17 protein-coding genes and 3 tRNA genes are annotated in these 16294 nt (G+C 50.3%); 9 read left to right on the top strand and 11 right to left on the bottom strand.

Annotation, left to right across the window (positions count from 1 at the left end; genetic code table 11):
• Window positions 1-42: 42 nt before the first annotated feature.
• The 3 genes from AC6R0S_RS02625 to AC6R0S_RS02615 form a co-directional block, all read right to left on the bottom strand.
• A tRNA-Gly gene (locus AC6R0S_RS02625) sits at window positions 43-117 on the bottom strand.
• 35 nt (window positions 118-152) lie between these two features.
• Window positions 153-237, bottom strand: a tRNA-Tyr gene (locus AC6R0S_RS02620).
• A 46-nt stretch (window positions 238-283) separates the two neighbouring features.
• A tRNA-Thr gene (locus AC6R0S_RS02615) sits at window positions 284-359 on the bottom strand.
• Window positions 360-567: 208 nt separating this feature from the next.
• Here AC6R0S_RS02615 and coaA point away from each other — a divergent pair.
• Window positions 568-1491: a type I pantothenate kinase gene (gene coaA / locus AC6R0S_RS02610; protein ID WP_500625634.1), complete on the top strand. Its 924-nt coding sequence runs from the start codon at window positions 568-570 to the stop codon at window positions 1489-1491.
• A 39-nt stretch (window positions 1492-1530) separates the two neighbouring features.
• Here the strand turns inward: coaA and AC6R0S_RS02605 are convergent, their stop codons facing one another.
• Both AC6R0S_RS02605 and AC6R0S_RS02600 read right to left on the bottom strand, forming a co-directional pair.
• Window positions 1531-1956, bottom strand: coding sequence for a DUF805 domain-containing protein (locus AC6R0S_RS02605; protein WP_500631028.1), 426 nt, complete (start codon window positions 1954-1956; stop codon window positions 1531-1533).
• 15 nt (window positions 1957-1971) lie between these two features.
• Window positions 1972-2319, bottom strand: a complete 348-nt coding sequence (locus AC6R0S_RS02600; protein WP_334555628.1) for a 5-carboxymethyl-2-hydroxymuconate Delta-isomerase — start codon at window positions 2317-2319, stop codon at window positions 1972-1974.
• A gap of 278 nt (window positions 2320-2597) precedes the next feature.
• On the opposite strand from AC6R0S_RS02600, the gene tpiA reads away from it, so the two are divergent.
• Both tpiA and AC6R0S_RS02590 read left to right on the top strand, forming a co-directional pair.
• Window positions 2598-3368 (top strand): triose-phosphate isomerase, encoded by a 771-nt coding sequence (gene tpiA, locus AC6R0S_RS02595; protein ID WP_010445251.1) that lies wholly within the window; start codon window positions 2598-2600, stop codon window positions 3366-3368.
• A gap of 180 nt (window positions 3369-3548) precedes the next feature.
• On the top strand, window positions 3549-4898 hold the full coding sequence (locus AC6R0S_RS02590; RefSeq protein ID WP_500631027.1) for an MATE family efflux transporter: 1350 nt from the start codon (window positions 3549-3551) through the stop codon (window positions 4896-4898).
• Window positions 4899-4991: 93 nt separating this feature from the next.
• On the opposite strand, the gene rraA is transcribed toward AC6R0S_RS02590, so the two are convergent.
• The 3 genes from rraA to efp all read right to left on the bottom strand — a co-directional run bounded on the left by rraA (window position 4992) and on the right by efp (window position 7227).
• Window positions 4992-5516 carry a ribonuclease E activity regulator RraA gene (gene rraA / locus AC6R0S_RS02585; RefSeq protein WP_334555630.1) on the bottom strand — a complete coding sequence of 175 codons (525 nt, stop codon included), beginning with the start codon at window positions 5514-5516 and terminating at the stop codon, window positions 4992-4994.
• Window positions 5517-5616: 100 nt separating this feature from the next.
• Window positions 5617-6537, bottom strand: a complete 921-nt coding sequence (locus AC6R0S_RS02580) for a 1,4-dihydroxy-2-naphthoate polyprenyltransferase (RefSeq protein WP_500631026.1) — start codon at window positions 6535-6537, stop codon at window positions 5617-5619.
• 123 nt (window positions 6538-6660) lie between these two features.
• Window positions 6661-7227: an elongation factor P gene (gene efp / locus AC6R0S_RS02575; protein ID WP_334555632.1), complete on the bottom strand. Its 567-nt coding sequence runs from the start codon at window positions 7225-7227 to the stop codon at window positions 6661-6663.
• 32 nt (window positions 7228-7259) lie between these two features.
• Between efp and epmB the strand changes: the two genes are divergently transcribed.
• From epmB to AC6R0S_RS02560, 3 genes are all read left to right on the top strand, one after another.
• Window positions 7260-8282 carry an EF-P beta-lysylation protein EpmB gene (gene epmB, locus AC6R0S_RS02570; RefSeq protein WP_500631025.1) on the top strand — a complete coding sequence of 341 codons (1023 nt, stop codon included), beginning with the start codon at window positions 7260-7262 and terminating at the stop codon, window positions 8280-8282.
• A gap of 95 nt (window positions 8283-8377) precedes the next feature.
• Window positions 8378-8944, top strand: coding sequence for an MgtC/SapB family protein (locus AC6R0S_RS02565; protein WP_334555634.1), 567 nt, complete (start codon window positions 8378-8380; stop codon window positions 8942-8944).
• Between the two features lie 95 nt (window positions 8945-9039).
• A complete protein-coding gene (locus tag AC6R0S_RS02560; protein ID WP_500637147.1) occupies window positions 9040-10362 on the top strand; it encodes an anaerobic C4-dicarboxylate transporter in 1323 nt (440 codons plus the stop codon).
• An 83-nt stretch (window positions 10363-10445) separates the two neighbouring features.
• Here AC6R0S_RS02560 and pfkA read toward each other — a convergent pair whose 3' ends face one another.
• From pfkA to AC6R0S_RS02545, 3 genes are all read right to left on the bottom strand, one after another.
• Window positions 10446-11408, bottom strand: coding sequence for a 6-phosphofructokinase (pfkA, locus tag AC6R0S_RS02555; protein ID WP_334555636.1), 963 nt, complete (start codon window positions 11406-11408; stop codon window positions 10446-10448).
• Window positions 11409-11681: 273 nt separating this feature from the next.
• Window positions 11682-12590 (bottom strand): CDF family cation-efflux transporter FieF, encoded by a 909-nt coding sequence (fieF, locus tag AC6R0S_RS02550; RefSeq protein ID WP_334555637.1) that lies wholly within the window; start codon window positions 12588-12590, stop codon window positions 11682-11684.
• Between the two features lie 129 nt (window positions 12591-12719).
• Window positions 12720-13229, bottom strand: a complete 510-nt coding sequence (locus AC6R0S_RS02545) for a CpxP family protein (RefSeq protein WP_334555638.1) — start codon at window positions 13227-13229, stop codon at window positions 12720-12722.
• Window positions 13230-13416: 187 nt separating this feature from the next.
• On the opposite strand from AC6R0S_RS02545, the gene AC6R0S_RS02540 reads away from it, so the two are divergent.
• The 3 genes from AC6R0S_RS02540 to AC6R0S_RS02530 all read left to right on the top strand — a co-directional run bounded on the left by AC6R0S_RS02540 (window position 13417) and on the right by AC6R0S_RS02530 (window position 16216).
• Complete coding sequence (locus AC6R0S_RS02540) at window positions 13417-14103, top strand: response regulator (RefSeq protein ID WP_500625720.1); 687 nt, start codon at window positions 13417-13419, stop codon at window positions 14101-14103.
• The gene (gene cpxA / locus AC6R0S_RS02535; protein WP_500637146.1) at window positions 14103-15503 is read left to right on the top strand and encodes an envelope stress sensor histidine kinase CpxA; all 1401 of its coding nucleotides are present in this window, start codon (window positions 14103-14105) and stop codon (window positions 15501-15503) included. Before AC6R0S_RS02540 ends, cpxA begins: the two co-directional genes overlap by 1 nt.
• A 104-nt stretch (window positions 15504-15607) precedes the next feature.
• On the top strand, window positions 15608-16216 hold the full coding sequence (locus AC6R0S_RS02530) for a superoxide dismutase (RefSeq protein ID WP_500628681.1): 609 nt from the start codon (window positions 15608-15610) through the stop codon (window positions 16214-16216).
• Window positions 16217-16294 lie beyond the last annotated feature (78 nt).

Genomic DNA, 16294 nt, shown 5'->3' with positions numbered 1-16294 from the left:
GATGCGCTCTACCACCTGAGCTATATCAGCACTCATAATGAGTGGAGCGGGCAGCGGGAATCGAACCCGCATCATCAGCTTGGAAGGCTGAGGTAATAGCCATTATACGATGCCCGCAACACGTAACTCTTCGAGCTATTTCCTAAAGAATATGGTGGAGGGGGACGGATTCGAACCATCGAAGGCAGTGCCGGCAGATTTACAGTCTGCTCCCTTTGGCCACTCGGGAACCCCTCCAAATTTTTATCTATTTCTCGCTCTCTAAAGGAGATGCATAGAGAAATGGTGCCGACTACCGGAATCGAACTGGTGACCTACTGATTACAAGTCAGTTGCTCTACCTACTGAGCTAAGTCGGCATAAGTGGTGCGCATTCTATTGAATGATTTTCTACCTTGCAATAGCAAATCCAAAAAAAAAATGCCAAATTGGATACTTTCTGCTTTTTTGTTGAAAAATCGAGCAAATTGTCGGGCAAATCACGCGAATATCGATCATCTCGTTTGCAATCTAAGTCCGTTGTTGTAATGTCGCTGCTCGCATCTTCAACTCAGGTTAGGACGACACATGACTCCCTATCTCTCTTTTACCCGACAGCAGTGGGCAGAATTACGCAATTCTGTGCCCATGACGTTGTCTGAAGAGGATTTGCGGGAGCTGCAAGGCGTGAACGAAAGCCTGACGATGGAAGAAGCTGTTGAGATTTATCTGCCCCTAGCGCGATTGCTTAATCTCTATGTCGCCGCTCGGCAAAGTCGCAATACCGTCCTGAACAATTTCTTGGGCAACCAAGAGAGTGCTCCACCTTTTATTATTGGGATTGCCGGTAGTGTGGCGGTCGGCAAAAGCACCACCGCTCGTTTACTCCAAGCACTGCTGTCACGTTGGGATAACCATCAAAAAGTCGAGCTGGTGACCACCGATGGCTTTCTTTACCCTAAGCGCGTACTCGATGAACGTGGCATTATGCACCGTAAAGGCTTTCCTGAATCTTACGATATCAAGCGTTTGGTACAATTCGTCTCAGACGTCAAAGCCGCCAAGCCCAACTTGGAAGTGCCGGTCTACTCTCACATCACCTATGACATCACCGATGAAGTCAAAGTGGTGGATAGACCTGATGTGCTGATTATAGAGGGGCTCAATGTGTTACAAAGTGGGATGGATTACCCACACGATCCTCATCGTGTGTTTGTCTCCGACTTCTTAGACTTCTCCCTCTATGTCGATGCCAACAGTGAGGTGATTGAGCAGTGGTATATTGAGCGTTTTCTAAAATTTCGCTCCGGCGCCTTCACTAAACCGGGGTCTTACTTCAGCCACTACACCCAGTTGTCGAAACAGCAGGCGATAGATAAGGCAAAGGAGATCTGGCATTCCATCAATGGTATTAACCTGCGCAACAACATCTTACCCACTCGCGAGCGGGCGCAGCTGATCCTAAAAAAAGGACTCAACCACAAAGTGGAAGAAGTCCTTCTTCGTAAATAGCCTAGGGTGATAAAAACTCTCTTACTATAGAACAGCTGATTATTCTGGCTGCGGGCCGAAACGATTCTCGCCTTCTGTGCCTTTAAAGAAGCCGCACTCGACCAAAATCCACACTCCGCAAATCATCGCGACGACCGAAATGGCGGTTTGCAGCGCCGCCGGTTGAGCAACTTGCCCAGGGTCACCCACTGGCATCGTCATACGTCCGATAACAAGTGGAACATTCAGTAACAGCCACCAACTGGATTTGTCTCTGTCATGCCAACGCTTGGCGGTGATGGCTAAGTCAGGAATCAACACGATGACAAGGAACACCGGCAGGATGAGATGGGCCGTCGCTGGAATAACCGCGTTGAGTGTCGCAGCGAAGCTTACAATCACTAGGTAGTAAACCACATTCCACAGCCAATAAACCTTACGACCAATGCGGCCTTGAAATGAAAACAGCAGTGCTTTAATTGACATCGTATTCCCTAATGGTTAATTGATGATTTTTTGAAAACAGCTCGGGTCCATATCGCGAATATTAACGGTTAAGCTACGCACGTGTCCCGCTTGTTGTTGCAACACCGCCATTAATTGACGAGATAAATCACGCTTCTGTTCCTCAGTTCTTCCCGCCAACAGCTCGAAGCCAATATGAATAAAATCGCTACTGTCACCTTCATCCCCAAGCAGCCAATGATGGCAGCGCAATGCGCGAGACTTGACGGATAAGGTGTCGAACAGGCCTGATTGTAAAACCACGAAATGCAAATCCTCGAGTAATCCTTGCACATTAACACGCTCATCCACAGAGTTGGAGTATTCCATAACTAGGTTTGGCATCGATGTTGTTCCCTTTTTAGTGCGCTGGTTGGATAGGTATACGCCACTATTATCAATTTCTGTACTTATTTCGCACTCGATGCCAGCGATTCTGTCTACGGGATCACTGCCAGAGCGGTCAGTTATGCTAAATCCATGCGCAAGGCAGTCGGCAAAAGGTTTACAAACCCAATAAGACATGACGGTAATCATGATCTGGACCATTTAATCTGTTATATTCCTACCCAGATTTTTTACATTAATGAACGTTCTACGTTAAAAAGAGAGGGAGTATTCCTATGCGTCGTCCTGTAGTGATGGGTAACTGGAAATTGAATGGCAGCAAAGCAATGGTCACTGAGCTGCTAACGGGTCTAAACGCTGAGCTTGAAGGCGTCGAAGGTGTCGACGTAGCCGTTGCGCCACCAGCACTTTACATCGACCTTGCTGAGCGTGTCATCGCAGAAGGCGGTAACAAGATTATCCTGGGTGCACAAAACACTGACCTCAACAACAGCGGTGCCTTCACAGGTGACATGTCGCCAGAAATGCTGAAAGATTTCGGTGCTTCTCACATCATCATCGGCCACTCCGAGCGTCGTGAATACCACAACGAATCTGACGAGTTCATCGCAAAGAAATTCAACTTCCTAAAAGAAAACGGTCTAACCCCTGTTTTCTGTATCGGTGAATCTGAAGCGCAAAACGAAGCGGGCGAAACGGAAGCCGTCTGTGCTCGTCAAATCAATGCAGTGATCGACACTTACGGTGTTGAAGCGCTAAACGGCGCCATCATCGCATACGAGCCAATTTGGGCTATCGGTACAGGCAAAGCAGCGACGGCAGAAGATGCACAACGCATTCACGCTTCTATCCGCGCACTTATCGCGGCAAAAGACGAAGCGGTTGCTGCGCAAGTGATCATCCAGTACGGCGGTTCTGTGAAGCCAGAAAACGCAGAAGCGTACTTCTCACAGCCAGACATCGATGGTGCTCTCGTTGGCGGCGCTTCTCTTGACGCGAAGAGCTTTGCAGCGATTGCAAAAGCGGCGGCGGCAGCAAAAGCTTAATCCAATCCTTTATGGACATAGACAAAGGTCAGCTTGCGCTGGCCTTTTTTGTTGCCGCGGTACAAAACCCAAAGCCGGCCCAAATATGTACGCCTCACACCATCTCAACGATGGGGGTTGGTCGTCATAGAGCAGATAAAGTATGCTACGCTTTTCCGCCCGTGAGAGTTGACGTCCTCGATGCAAGATAAACATGGCCTGTTAACGGGTCACATTCCCGACGTTTTGCGCCAAATGACCGTGCCGATGACCTTTGGCATGATCGCTATTTTGATGTTCAATCTGGTCGATACGTTTTTTATCTCTCTGCTCGGTACCCAAGCGCTGGCAGCGGTCAGCTATACCTTTCCTGTCACCTTTGCCGTCAACTGCATCACTATGGGCATAGGAATGGGCATCTCCACCAACATTGCTCGTCTACTTGGCCAAGGCCATACCAACGATGCAGCGCGATTTTCGACCCACGGTTTACTGTTGGCAGTCACCTTAGTGTCGTTGGCGTCCATCTGTGGATTACTGACGATTGAACCGCTCTTTCTACTGCTGGGCGCTGAGCCAGATTTGCTTCCCCTTATCGACCAATACATGGCGATTTGGTATTTAACCATACCGCTGCTCGTCATTCCGATGGCGGGAAACAGCGCGATTCGCGCTACGGGGGATACCAAAACCCCGGCTAAAATCATGATGCTGGCCGGCGTGATTAATGGCGTGCTCGATCCTTTAATGATTTTTGGTTACGGCCCGTTTCCTGCACTCGGGATTCAAGGCGCGGCGATCGCAAGCGCTCTTAGTTGGGCGGGGGCACTGTTAGGCTCCTTGTACGTGCTCACGCGGCGCGAGAAGTTGCTCGCCAAACCAGACCTCACCACCCTTCGCAGTGATTGCCAATCCATTCTAAAAATCGGCACGCCGGCGGCGCTGTCAAATGCCATGACACCGCTCTCAGGTGCGATTCTGATGATACTGCTTTCGACGCACGGCACCAGTGCCGTAGCGGCCTACGGTGCAGCGCAGCGGGTGGAGTCGATTCTTATCTTGGTGCTGATGTCGCTCACCTCTGCCCTGACTCCGTTTATGGCTCAGAACTTGGGCGCGAAAAATCCGCAGCGCGGCTTCGCCGGTTTGTTCCTCACCATGCGCTTTGCACTGATTTTCCAATTGGGGATTTTTGTCATGATGGTGCCGCTGAGCATACCCATCTCCTCTCTGTTTTCTCAAGAGCAAGCGGTCAGAGATCTGTTGTGGCACTACTTACTCGTTGTGCCCTTTAGCTACGGGTTTCAAGGAATGTTAATGATGCTGGTCTCAGGGCTGAATGCGCTGCATGAACCGCTTAAAGCGTTTCAGTGGAGCTTTATGCGTCTGTTCATTTTCACCCTACCCTGTGCCTGGGTTGGCAGTCTTTGGTATGACATTGAAGGACTGTTTATCGGCATTGCCGTTGGCAATGTCATCGGCGGTGTACTCGCCTACCTCTACGCGCTCAAACTGCGCAGCGCTCACTTGTCTGCACCGCGACACCCGTAAAACGTTCAAAATGAGTCAGGATTTAAAGGAAAGTAAGGCCTAGAAACGAACACACCAGCCGAAGCTGGTGTGGTGAGAAGCTGGTGTGGTGATTTAGAGCGTCTCATCGACGACATCGGTCTCATCGACGTCTAAATCTATATCAAGTGGCTCTTGGGAGAGGATCACGCCTGTGTTGTCGGCATAAAGGTAGTCTTCGGGTAAGAAGGTCACGCCACCGAAGTTGACGGCCACTTCCGTTTCACCCACGCCTTGTGAGCTCGCACCAACCGGAATCGAGGCCAAGGCTTGAATACCAATGCTCATGTCTTCTAACTCATCGACTTCACGTACGCAGCCATAGACAACAATGCCTTCCCACTCGTTCTCTTCAGCAAGAGAAGCGAGCTCAGCATCAATGAGCGCACGTCTTAGCGAACCGCCACCATCGACCAACAGCACACGGCCTAAGCCGTCTTGTTCGAGCACTTCACGAATCAGCCCGTTGTCTTCAAAACACTTCACCGTTGTGATTTGGCCAGCGAATGACGCACTGCCGCCAAAGTTGCTGAACATGGGCTCGACCACATCGACCTGATCCATATAAACATCACACAAAGCGGACGTATTGTATTCCATGAGTTACCTTCCCAAACCGTTGGTTGACTCACTCGAGTATATCCGGTCATTAAGTCATTGCAATGACAAGGCGCAATAATACAAGCTCTTGTGAAGGTGATCAGACTCTCATCAGTGTTTGCACGACGACCACGCCAGCAAACAGCAGGTTAGTCAGCAAGGAGCATTTAACAATCACCGGCATCATCGGCGCAATCTGAGCGGGTTTATTCGCCAACCAGACCGCTCGGCCATGTTTAAACACCACCAGTACACTGAGCAAAAACGGCAAGCTGACCCACATTGGTTCTGGTTGATGAAGTAAGTAGAGCGCAAAGGCTAACAGAGAGAAGCCCAGCAAGAAAAAGTGATAATGCTTCGCACGTTGTTGGCCCAAGCGCACTGCAACCGTACGCTTTCCGCACTCTTGATCGTTCTCGATATCGCGCATGTTGTTGATATTCAGTACCGCAACCGCCAACAACCCGCAGCCTATCGCCGGAAGAATCAATGACACTTGGACAACACCAGTGTGAAGAAAATAGGTCCCGGCCACACCGAGCAAACCAAAAAAGAGAAACACAGAGACATCGCCGAGCCCGACGTAGCCATAAGGCTTCGACCCCACCGTATACGCTATAGCAGCGATGATCGCCAGTACCCCTAAGCCGATAAAGGCCAAGATGCTTTGCACACTCTCTAAGGCGTAGAAGACCAAAACCAGCCCGGACAATATCGTCATGATGACATTGATGACGATCGCTTGCTTCATGTCTTGGGTCGTGACCGCGCCCGACTGGATGGCGCGCATCGGGCCAAGACGTTTGTCGTTATCGGTGCCCTTGACGGCATCACCGTAATCATTGGCGAGGTTGGAGAGAATTTGCAATAAGGTCGCCGTCGCAAACGCCAACAGCGCGATCGATAGAGAAAACTCATGATGAGAGTACGCTAGCACGCTACCGGTCAAAATCGACACCAGCGCCAGCGGCAGCGTTTTTGGCCGAGCCGCACCCAACCAAATTTGCAAAGACGCTTTCATAAACCAGAACCTTTGATCTCTATATCACTAACAAACTCGGGCTATTGTGACACTTTGCCGCAGCCGAAAAAACAAAAAAGGCCACGATGTGGCCTTTTTCTCACGCTATCACGCATCGGGTGATTATTTTACGCGACCCACGTACTCGCCTGAGCGCGTGTCGACTTTAATCACTTCACCGATAGAGATAAACAGAGGTACACGAACCACAGCACCGGTTGATAGCGTAGCAGGCTTACCACCGGTACCCTGTGTATCACCTTTTAGGCCAGGGTCAGTGTCTGTCACTTCAAGCTCAACGAAGTTAGGTGGCGTTACAACGATAGGGTTACCGTTCCACAGCGTCAGCATACAGGTGTTGTTTTCCACCAACCATTTTGCGCTCTCGCCCACAGCTTTCGCATCCGCCGCGATCTGCTCAAACGTTTCCGCATTCATAAAGTGGTAGAATTCACCGTCGTTATAGAGATAATCTAGATCGATATCCATAACGTCTGCGACTTCACATGTGTCACCAGACTTAAAGGTTTTCTCTAGCACTTTACCAGAAAGAAGCTTACGAATTTTTACGCGGTTGAACGCTTGGCCTTTACCCGGCTTAACGTATTCATTTTCAAGGATCACACAAGGCTCGTTGTCGAGCATGAGTTTCAAGCCGCCTTTAAATTCATTCGTGCTAACTGTAGCCATTTTTTCCTCTTACATTCTTAGAGCTAAATTCAATGCCGCCTATCATAACCCGAAAAGTCGAATCTGTTGAGCAAAACTGGCTCAATCAACTAGCAAGTGGGATCTCGGATCCGGCCGAGTTATTACGACATCTCGAGATTGACCCCACCCCGTGGCAAGACGGCTTTGCTGCACGCAAACAATTTGCTCAGCGCGTCCCGTTAAGTTTTGTTGCTCGCATGGAAAAGGGCAACCCAGAGGATCCTTTACTGCGCCAAGTTTTACCGGTCGCGCAAGAGCTTGAATGGCACCCAGGTTTTAGCCAAGATCCACTCGAAGAGCAAGATAACGCCCAACCGGGCTTACTGCATAAGTATCGCAATCGAGCGCTTTTGATTGTCAAAGGCGGCTGCGCAATCAACTGTCGCTACTGTTTTCGCCGCCACTTTCCCTATCAGGACAATCGCGGCAACAAAGCCGTTTGGCAAAAAAACCTCGACTACATCGCCGCTCACACCGAACTCAACGAAGTGATTCTCTCGGGGGGCGACCCATTAATGGCCAAAGATAGTGAACTGGAATGGTTGATTTCCGCCATAGCAGCCATCCCGCACATTAAGCGTCTGCGCATTCATACTCGCCTACCTGTGGTGATCCCTGCTCGCGTCACAGACGGGTTGTGCACACTGCTGGCCAGCACGCGACTGCAAGTGGTGATGGTCACCCACATCAATCACGCCAATGAGATTGATGCGCCCTTCAGCGAAGCGGTGCGCGCGCTTAAGCAGGTTGGTGTGACCATGTTGAACCAAGCGGTGATGCTGAAAGGTATCAATGACAATGTCGATGCCCAAGTGGCGTTAAGCGAGTCTCTATTTGATGCGGGCATTTTACCCTACTATCTGCATGTGCTAGATAAGGTGCAAGGCAGCGCGCATTTTCATATTTCAGACAGCGAAGCGAAAACCATCATGGCGGGAGTGATCGAGCGCGTATCTGGTTACCTTGTGCCTACCTTGACGCGAGAGATCGGCGGCAGAAAAAGCAAAACCCCCCTTGATTTACATTTAGAGTAATCCCGACGACAAAAAGCTTTTGTTCGCTCCTCTGAGACACTCAGTGCATACTTTGCGGTTTCCCAGTATCACTCATGCCCATCTCAGAGGAGACCATGCACCCTTCACTCTCATCCTTGTTAGACCTCGGTCCGTTTTCTTGGTCAGCACTGCTTTGCTGCGCGATCAACGGCATTCTTATTGGTGTCGAACGTCAAACACGCGGCAAGCCAGTCGGTATCCGCACGTCAATCCTTATTATCGCAGGCACGTACTGTTTTATGTCGATGGCCGTGTCGCTCTCACCGAACACCTTAGACCAAGCCCGCGTATTGGGTCAGATCATTACTGGGGTTGGCTTTTTAGGCGCAGGCGTGATGATGACATTGGATGGCAAAATTCATGGCGTCACCTCTGCCGCGGTCATTTGGGTGTTAGCGGCGCTTGGGCTGATGACAGGGCTGGGCTATGAGCAACAATCCATCGTCATTACCGTACTGACATTAAGTGTGCTGCTGGGCGTCGATAAAGCGGAAAACCACATCAAGGCATTGCGCCGTGGCGTGCACCAGAAATTCCAAAACCGCAAAGAATCTCGCCGAGTGTCGAACGAACAATTTGCGAGCACAAACGCAAATAGCGCGGTTTTTATTGACGAAAAACAAAGAACTGGCGGATTGTAAAACAGACACGCGAGATAAGCATACAACTTCACATTCCAGCGTAAGGGTTTTGAGTAGCATAAATCACAGTTATCTATTACCCCCAGGATGTGATCATGTTTTATATACATATGTTGCTGCTGCTGGCCGTCATTTTTGTTGGCATTCGCCATGGCGGCATCGCGTTTGGTTTACTTGGCGGCTTGGGCGTCTCTGTCCTTGCATTTGTGTTTGGTATCGCCCCCGGTAGCCCACCGATCAGTGTCATGCTGATCATTCTTGCCGTGGTAGCTGCCTCTGCAACCTTAGAGGCCACTGGTGGCCTCAAACTCTTGGTCAAATTTGCTGAGCGTTTGCTGCGCAAACACCCCAACCAAATCGTCTTCCTTGGCCCACTGTGTACCTACTCTCTGACCGTGCTGGTCGGCACCGGTCACTCAGTCTACCCACTTCTGCCGGTCATTTATGATGTGGCTTACAAGAAGGGCATTCGCCCCGAACGTCCAATGGCGATGGCAACGGTCGCATCGCAAATGGGGATCACAGCGAGCCCGATCGCCGCAGCGGCCGCTGTCGTCATGGCGACCGCCGCAGATAACCATCTCGACATCAGCCTGGTTAACGTCCTCATGGTCACCATTCCTGCGACCCTGACGGGCGTGTTAATTGGCTGTCTATGGAGTCTAAAACGCGGCAAAGAACTCGACCAAGATCCTGCTTTTATCGAACGCTGCAAAGATCCTGAGTTCAAAGCGCAATTAATCGATGAAGAACAAGAGAGCCTAGACGTTCAACATGACCAGAAAATGGCGAAGCGAGGGCTTGGGATCTTTTTGGCTGGTATCTTGACGGTGATTTTTGTCGCCATGTTTGGCAAAGATCTCTCCTTACTGCCACAAGGGGTCAAAATGTCGGTCGCGATTCAGTTTTTGATGCTGTCGGTCGGCGCAGTGATATTGCTCACCACCAAAGTGAACCCGAAGAAAATTGTTCACAGTAATGTCTTTATTGCGGGGATGACGGCGGTCATCATCATCTTTGGTATTGCTTGGATGAGTGACACCATCATCGGCCATCACAAACCCTATCTAATCAGCCTAGTCAGCGATGTTGTCGCAGCGCACCCGTGGACGTTTGCGATTGCGATGTTTGTGGTTTCGGTATTCTTGAAAAGCCAAGCCGCCGTGCTGACGATTATGCTCCCCCTTGGCTTTGCGATGGGCATTCCTGCTCCCGTACTTATCGGCGTCTTGCCCGCTTGTTACGCGTACTTCTTCTTCCCGTTCTACCCCAGTGATTTGGCGGCCATCTCCTTTGACCGTTCAGGAACAACGCAAATTGGTAAGTACGTCCTCAATCACAGCTTCATCCTGCCCGGGTTTATCGGTGTCGTCAGTGCGACCTTTGTCGGGTATCTGATTTCGACCGCAATTAACTAGCGCCGCCACTCTGACGTGAGACGAAAAACAAAAAGGCCAGTATGATACTGGCCTTTTGCTTGTTCTCAGTTGGACGCTGTCAATTAGAACAGCTCTTCCGCGACTTTAAACAGATCGTGACGAACTGGACGCTTCATGTTTTCAATCGCATCGATGATGTCATGGTGAACCAGTTGCTCTTTCTGGATACCCACACAACGGCCACCTTGACCTTCCATCAATAGGTGTACGGCGTAGTTACCCATACGCGACGCGAGAACTCGGTCAAATGCTGTTGGGCGACCACCACGTTGAATGTGGCCTAGCACGGTGGCACGAGTTTCACGACCAGTGGCAGTCTGAATCTCTTTTGCCAGTACATTGGCATCCATCATCAGCTCAGTCAGAGCGATGATCGCGTGCTTTTTACCTTTCTTGATACCGTCTTGGAGGTTGCTGATCAGCTTCTCTTTATCAAGGCCCGTTTCTGGGGTGATGATGTATTCACAACCGCCCGCAATCGCAGACATCAGGGTCAAATCGCCACAGTGACGGCCCATGATTTCAACGATAGAAATACGCTGGTGAGACGATGAAGTGTCACGTAGACGGTCAATCGCATCGATAACCGTGTTAAGCGCAGTGAGATAACCGATAGTGTAATCCGTGCCCGCGATGTCGTTATCAATCGTGCCCGGCAGACCGATACATGGGTAACCCATTTCAGTCAGCTTCTTCGCACCCATGTACGAACCGTCACCACCGATCACCACCAAGGCTTCGATGCCGTGCTCTTTCAGGTTTTCGATCGCCTTTTGGCGTACCGACTCTTCTTTGAACTCAGGAAAACGTGCCGAGCCCAGGAAGGTACCACCACGGTTGATCACATCAGAAACGCTCGAACGATCCAATTTCTCGATACGGTTTTCGTAAAGGCCAAGATAACCATCGTAAATTCCGTATACTTCAATGTCTGCAGAGAGTGCAGTGCGGACTACGCCACGTACTGCTGCGTTCATACCAGGGGCGTCACCGCCACTTGTCAAAACACCAATCTTCTTAATCATGCTCACCCTCGATTTTTGGGAATCTTATTTCAAAATATTACGTTAGTGGTTTACAGGCGGCCACCAACAAAATTCCTTTAACTGCGTAGTATGTTACCTTGCCCCACAAGGAATACTACTTTTATTTTGTAGACGTAAATGTAAGTTTTCTACTTATGTAAGAGTATTACAGCTTTGCTCATAACGGGAATTGATACACGTCAGTATCAAGGTTAATACTCACTCGCTAGAAAGATAGCCAACCCCCAGCCATTTGTCGCCTCTTCGCTAAGATTACCAGCGATGAACCTTCTGTTTACGCTCTTTACCGAACACCACAGAATAGGGATCTTGGTGGATCAATACGTCCGCTTCGGGGAAGGTCGCCAACAGCGAATCTTCCACGCGGTCCGAGATTCGATGCGCCTCAATCAACGGTAGATGATCGTCCAGCTCAAGATGCAATTGGATGAAGCGTGTTGGCCCTGACATACGGGTACGCAACTGATGCACGCCGTGCACCCCTTCCACAGAGAGACAACATGCTTTGATCTGAGCGAGCTCCTCATCGGGTAGCTTTCTGTCGAGCAAGGTTTGAATCGCCTCTTTGACCATCTTATAGGCGCTAAACAGAATGTACCCGCCGATGATGATGGCAAACACCGCATCCGCCTGAGTAATACCAAACCAGCTGAGACCAAGCGCCACCATGATCGCAGCATTCATGTATAAGTCCGATTGGTAGTGCAATGAATCTGCGGCAATGGCTTGGCTGCCGGTTTTTTTCACCACATGGCGTTGAAATGTGACCAAACCGAACGTCACCAACATGGCGAAAAAGCTCACATAGACGCCATATTCAGGCGACACCAAGGCATGAGGACGGAAAAATCGGTCAACACCATTAAGAATCAGGAATACCGCAGAGCCTGAGATAAACATCGCTTGAGCCAGCGCCGCCAGCGATTCCGCTTTGCCGTGACCAAACGCATGTTCACGATCCGCAGGTTGAAGTGAGTAGCGCACCACCACCAGATTGACCAACGAAGCGGCAATATCGAGCATAGAGTCGATCAGTGACGCGAGTAGACTCACTGAGCCCGTCATCCACCAAGCGCCCACCTTGACCACCAGCAAGCCACTGGCGACAAGCGTAGCGGTCCATGCTGCCATCGTCACCAAACGTGCATATTCTTGTTTCATATCCGTTTTCTACGTTAAGCCATTGCAAAAATTGGCTTAAGTATAACCTTATGTGTGGTGAAAGTGCAGCCAAGCTCCAGAAACACAAAAGGCGACCCGAAGGTCGCCAAAGGCAGTAGAGAGCGATGATCAGTTTTTGTTCATGCGTTTTTGCATTTTCTCGCCACACTCTGTCGCGCGCTCTTGTTGCAGCTCAACAAACTTAGCTTTTTGCTCAGGTGTTAGTACGCTTAACATTTTGTGTTCTTTCTCTAGCATCTTCACACGACGCTCAGTCTGTTGGTCGACCATCTGTTTCGCCAATTCTTGTGCGGCCGCTTGATCGAAGGTGTCAGCCAGTACCAACGCTTGCACGCTCGCACGGTGCGCCTGCATCTGCGCTTGATGTGACTCAAAATTCTCTTTGAATTTCGCTTTCATTTCATCACGACCGGCTTCGCGCATCTCTTTAAGCTGTGCTTGCTGTTCTTCGGTTAGGTCCAGTTGACGCATGATGCCGCGATCCAGACCACCACGACACTCATCACGCGGCCCTTTGTGGTTATCTTTACCACCGCCACCGAACGCCCATGCGCTCGCAGTACCTAATGTGAGAGGGAGGACAACAGCAGCCAATACCATTTTTTTTGCAGTGTTCATAATCGTTACCTTTCTTGTTCAAGTTATTGTGTGGGGCTGTCTTCACAGCGCTTGAGTGTAGAATAGGCCATGCTAAGTAAAGTGACGTTTAGGCAGCGTAAAGAATCGTAAAGAGGAAAAATTAGTCTCAATCTCCAGACGATTTACCAGTACTATTAACTCAGTGACGTTTGTAAGAGTGGTAACTATGGCACACCTATTATTGATTGATGATGACACCGAACTCACCGGGCTATTGACTGAGGTGTTAACGTTTGAAGGCTTCACCATCTCCGAAGCGAACAATGGCGAAGAGGGATTAGCGCTGGTCAGCGATGAGATTGATCTCATCTTGCTCGATGTGATGATGCCCAAACTCAATGGTATGGAAACACTCAAACGTCTACGAGAAAAGTGGGAAACACCCGTACTGATGCTCACCGCGAAAGGGGAAGAGATCGATCGCGTCATCGGCCTCGAACTCGGTGCCGATGATTACCTACCCAAACCATTCAGTGACCGTGAACTGCTCGCACGTATCCGAGCGATTCTGCGTCGCACCCAAGGTAAATCGGCGAGCAAAAACGGCGACTGCATCGAATACCAAGATCTTAAAGTCTATCCGGGCAAGCAAGAAGCCTATTGCCAAGGTGACTTACTCGAACTGACGACCACAGAATTCGCTTTGTTGAGCCATTTTGTGCAAAACCCAGGTGAAACACTCACCAAAGAAGCGTTAAGTTTGGATGTGCTAGGCAAGCGACTGGCGGCGTTTGATCGCGCCATTGACATGCACGTCTCCAACCTGCGTAAAAAGCTGCCAGAGCGCGCTGACGGCAAGCCACGGATCAAAACCTTACGTGGCCGCGGCTACTTGTTGGTTGAGGAAAACTGATGCGTTTACCGAAAATCACTAGCTTGTATGGACGCATCTTCGCCATCTTTTGGTTTACCATGTTTTTGGTGCTGATGGCGGTGCTCTCCCTCCCCCATCTCGATCCAAGAAAAGCACGAGACATTCCGAGCACTCACCTCAATGACTTAAGGGAAGTGCGAGACAGAGTCGAGCAACGCTTTGCCGGAGAGTCCAACCTCGCGCGGATATTGTTCCAACTTGAAGGGCCACGCAGGCAAGGTAATGATGGTGGAAGGCCACCAAAAGACAGCGGCCCGCGTTTCTATGTATCGGATATCGATGGCAACATACTGACATCGCAAGACCCGAAAGATTTCAAGATTCGCGCACTGCAAAACTTTATTACCAGCGTCGAGTTAGCCGAAGCACCCAAGCAGAAGCTCTACGGCCATTACATGCTTGCCGGCCCTATTCCGGTGACGTTAGCCAAGCAGCCTCTGCTGCTCTACGTCGGCATCAAGTGGAATCAACCCGCGCCGTTTATCCTTAATCTGTTTGATCGTCCACTCCAGCTTCTACTGGCCGTCATGTTGGTGAGCACCCCGCTACTGTTGTGGCTTGCTTGGGCACTGAGCCAACCTGCAAGACGTCTCGAACGCGCAGCAAAACGCGTCGCCGCTGGTGAATTTGAGGTGGACCCGCAGTTGGAGAAAGGCACCAGCGAATTTCGTCAAGCCGGAGAAAGTTTTAACCAGATGGTGGAAGCCGTTAATCAGATGATCTCGGGGCAGCAGCGCTTACTCTCTGACATCTCTCACGAACTGCGTTCACCGCTCACTCGGCTCAGAATGGCGACCGGTCTTGCCGTGCGCAAGCAAGGAGAGAGCGCTGAACTGACGCGCATCGATACCGAGGCTCAGCGTCTTGAGCAGATGATTGGTGAGCTGTTGGAGTTGTCGCGCATTCAAGTCAACAGTCACATGGTGCGAGAAAAACAAGCCTTGAGCAGTTTGTGGGAAGCCATCTTCTGTGACGCGCAATTTGAGGCAGAGCAAATGAGTAAAAGCCTGCGCTACGACGCGATTCCTAATCGCACCATTTCAGGCAACCCCAAACTGCTCATGAGCGCGGTGGACAACGTAGTGCGCAATGCGATTCATTACGGCGAAGACAAAATCGACATCCAACTTCATGTCGCCGATGACACCGTCCAGGTTATCGTCGATGACAACGGCGAAGGGGTGCCAGACGATGAACTGGAGTCGATATTCCGACCTTTCTACCGAGTCTCCACGGCGCGAGACAGACACAGCGGCGGAACCGGTCTTGGCCTGGCAATTACCGAAAGCGCAATACGCCAACACAGTGGCACAATCAAAGCGAGCCGCAGTCCGCTAGGTGGATTACGCGTGACGATTTGTCTGCCGCTGTGCCAATAAATCATGCGTTGTCATGGAAGTTCGCAATACCCACATTAATTCTACAGTTGATAATCGATCTCATTATCATTTAAAGTAAATTCTCCAAACATGGAGGATTTACGATGGTGCACCAATTTCCTGAACTTCCTTATGCATATGATGCGCTTGAGCCTTATATCGACGCAAAAACCATGGAAGTTCACTACAGCAAACACCACAGAACGTATTTTGATAAGTTCTGCGCGGCAATCAAAGACAGTGAACTAGAGCAGCAGTCGCTGCGTCGCATTTTTGCCAACATCTCCTCACTGGCCCCCGCTGTTCGCAATAACGGTGGTGGCTATTACAACCACGTCCTGTATTGGAACTGCATGACGCCCAATGGCGGTGGTGTGCCCAGCGGCGAGCTTGGCCGCGCCATTGAGGAGACCTTTGGCAGCTTTGCCGAATTCCAACAGCAGTTTAGCGACGCTGCAATCAATACCTTTGGCTCCGGTTTCGCTTGGCTGATCGTCAAAGATAATCAACTGGTGATTACCTCGACCAGCAATCAAGACAATCCACTCATGGACGTGGCGGCCATTCAAGGCGAGCCCATTTTGGCCTTGGATGTGTGGGAGCATGCCTACTACATCAGCTACCAAAATCGCCGCCCTGACTACATTAACGCGTGGTGGAATGTCGTCAACTGGGAGGCGGTCGCAGAGAATTATCATCAAGCGCTGAGCTAATTAGACCTACAACAAAACAGACTAACAACGTCACACGGCACTTGGCGGTGTTTCATCACCGCCTTATACTCTTGGGTC

The sequence above is a fragment of the Vibrio sp. R15-SG3-ISO1B genome, from assembly GCF_059833835.1.
This window is presented reverse-complemented; position numbering and strand designations above follow the sequence as displayed.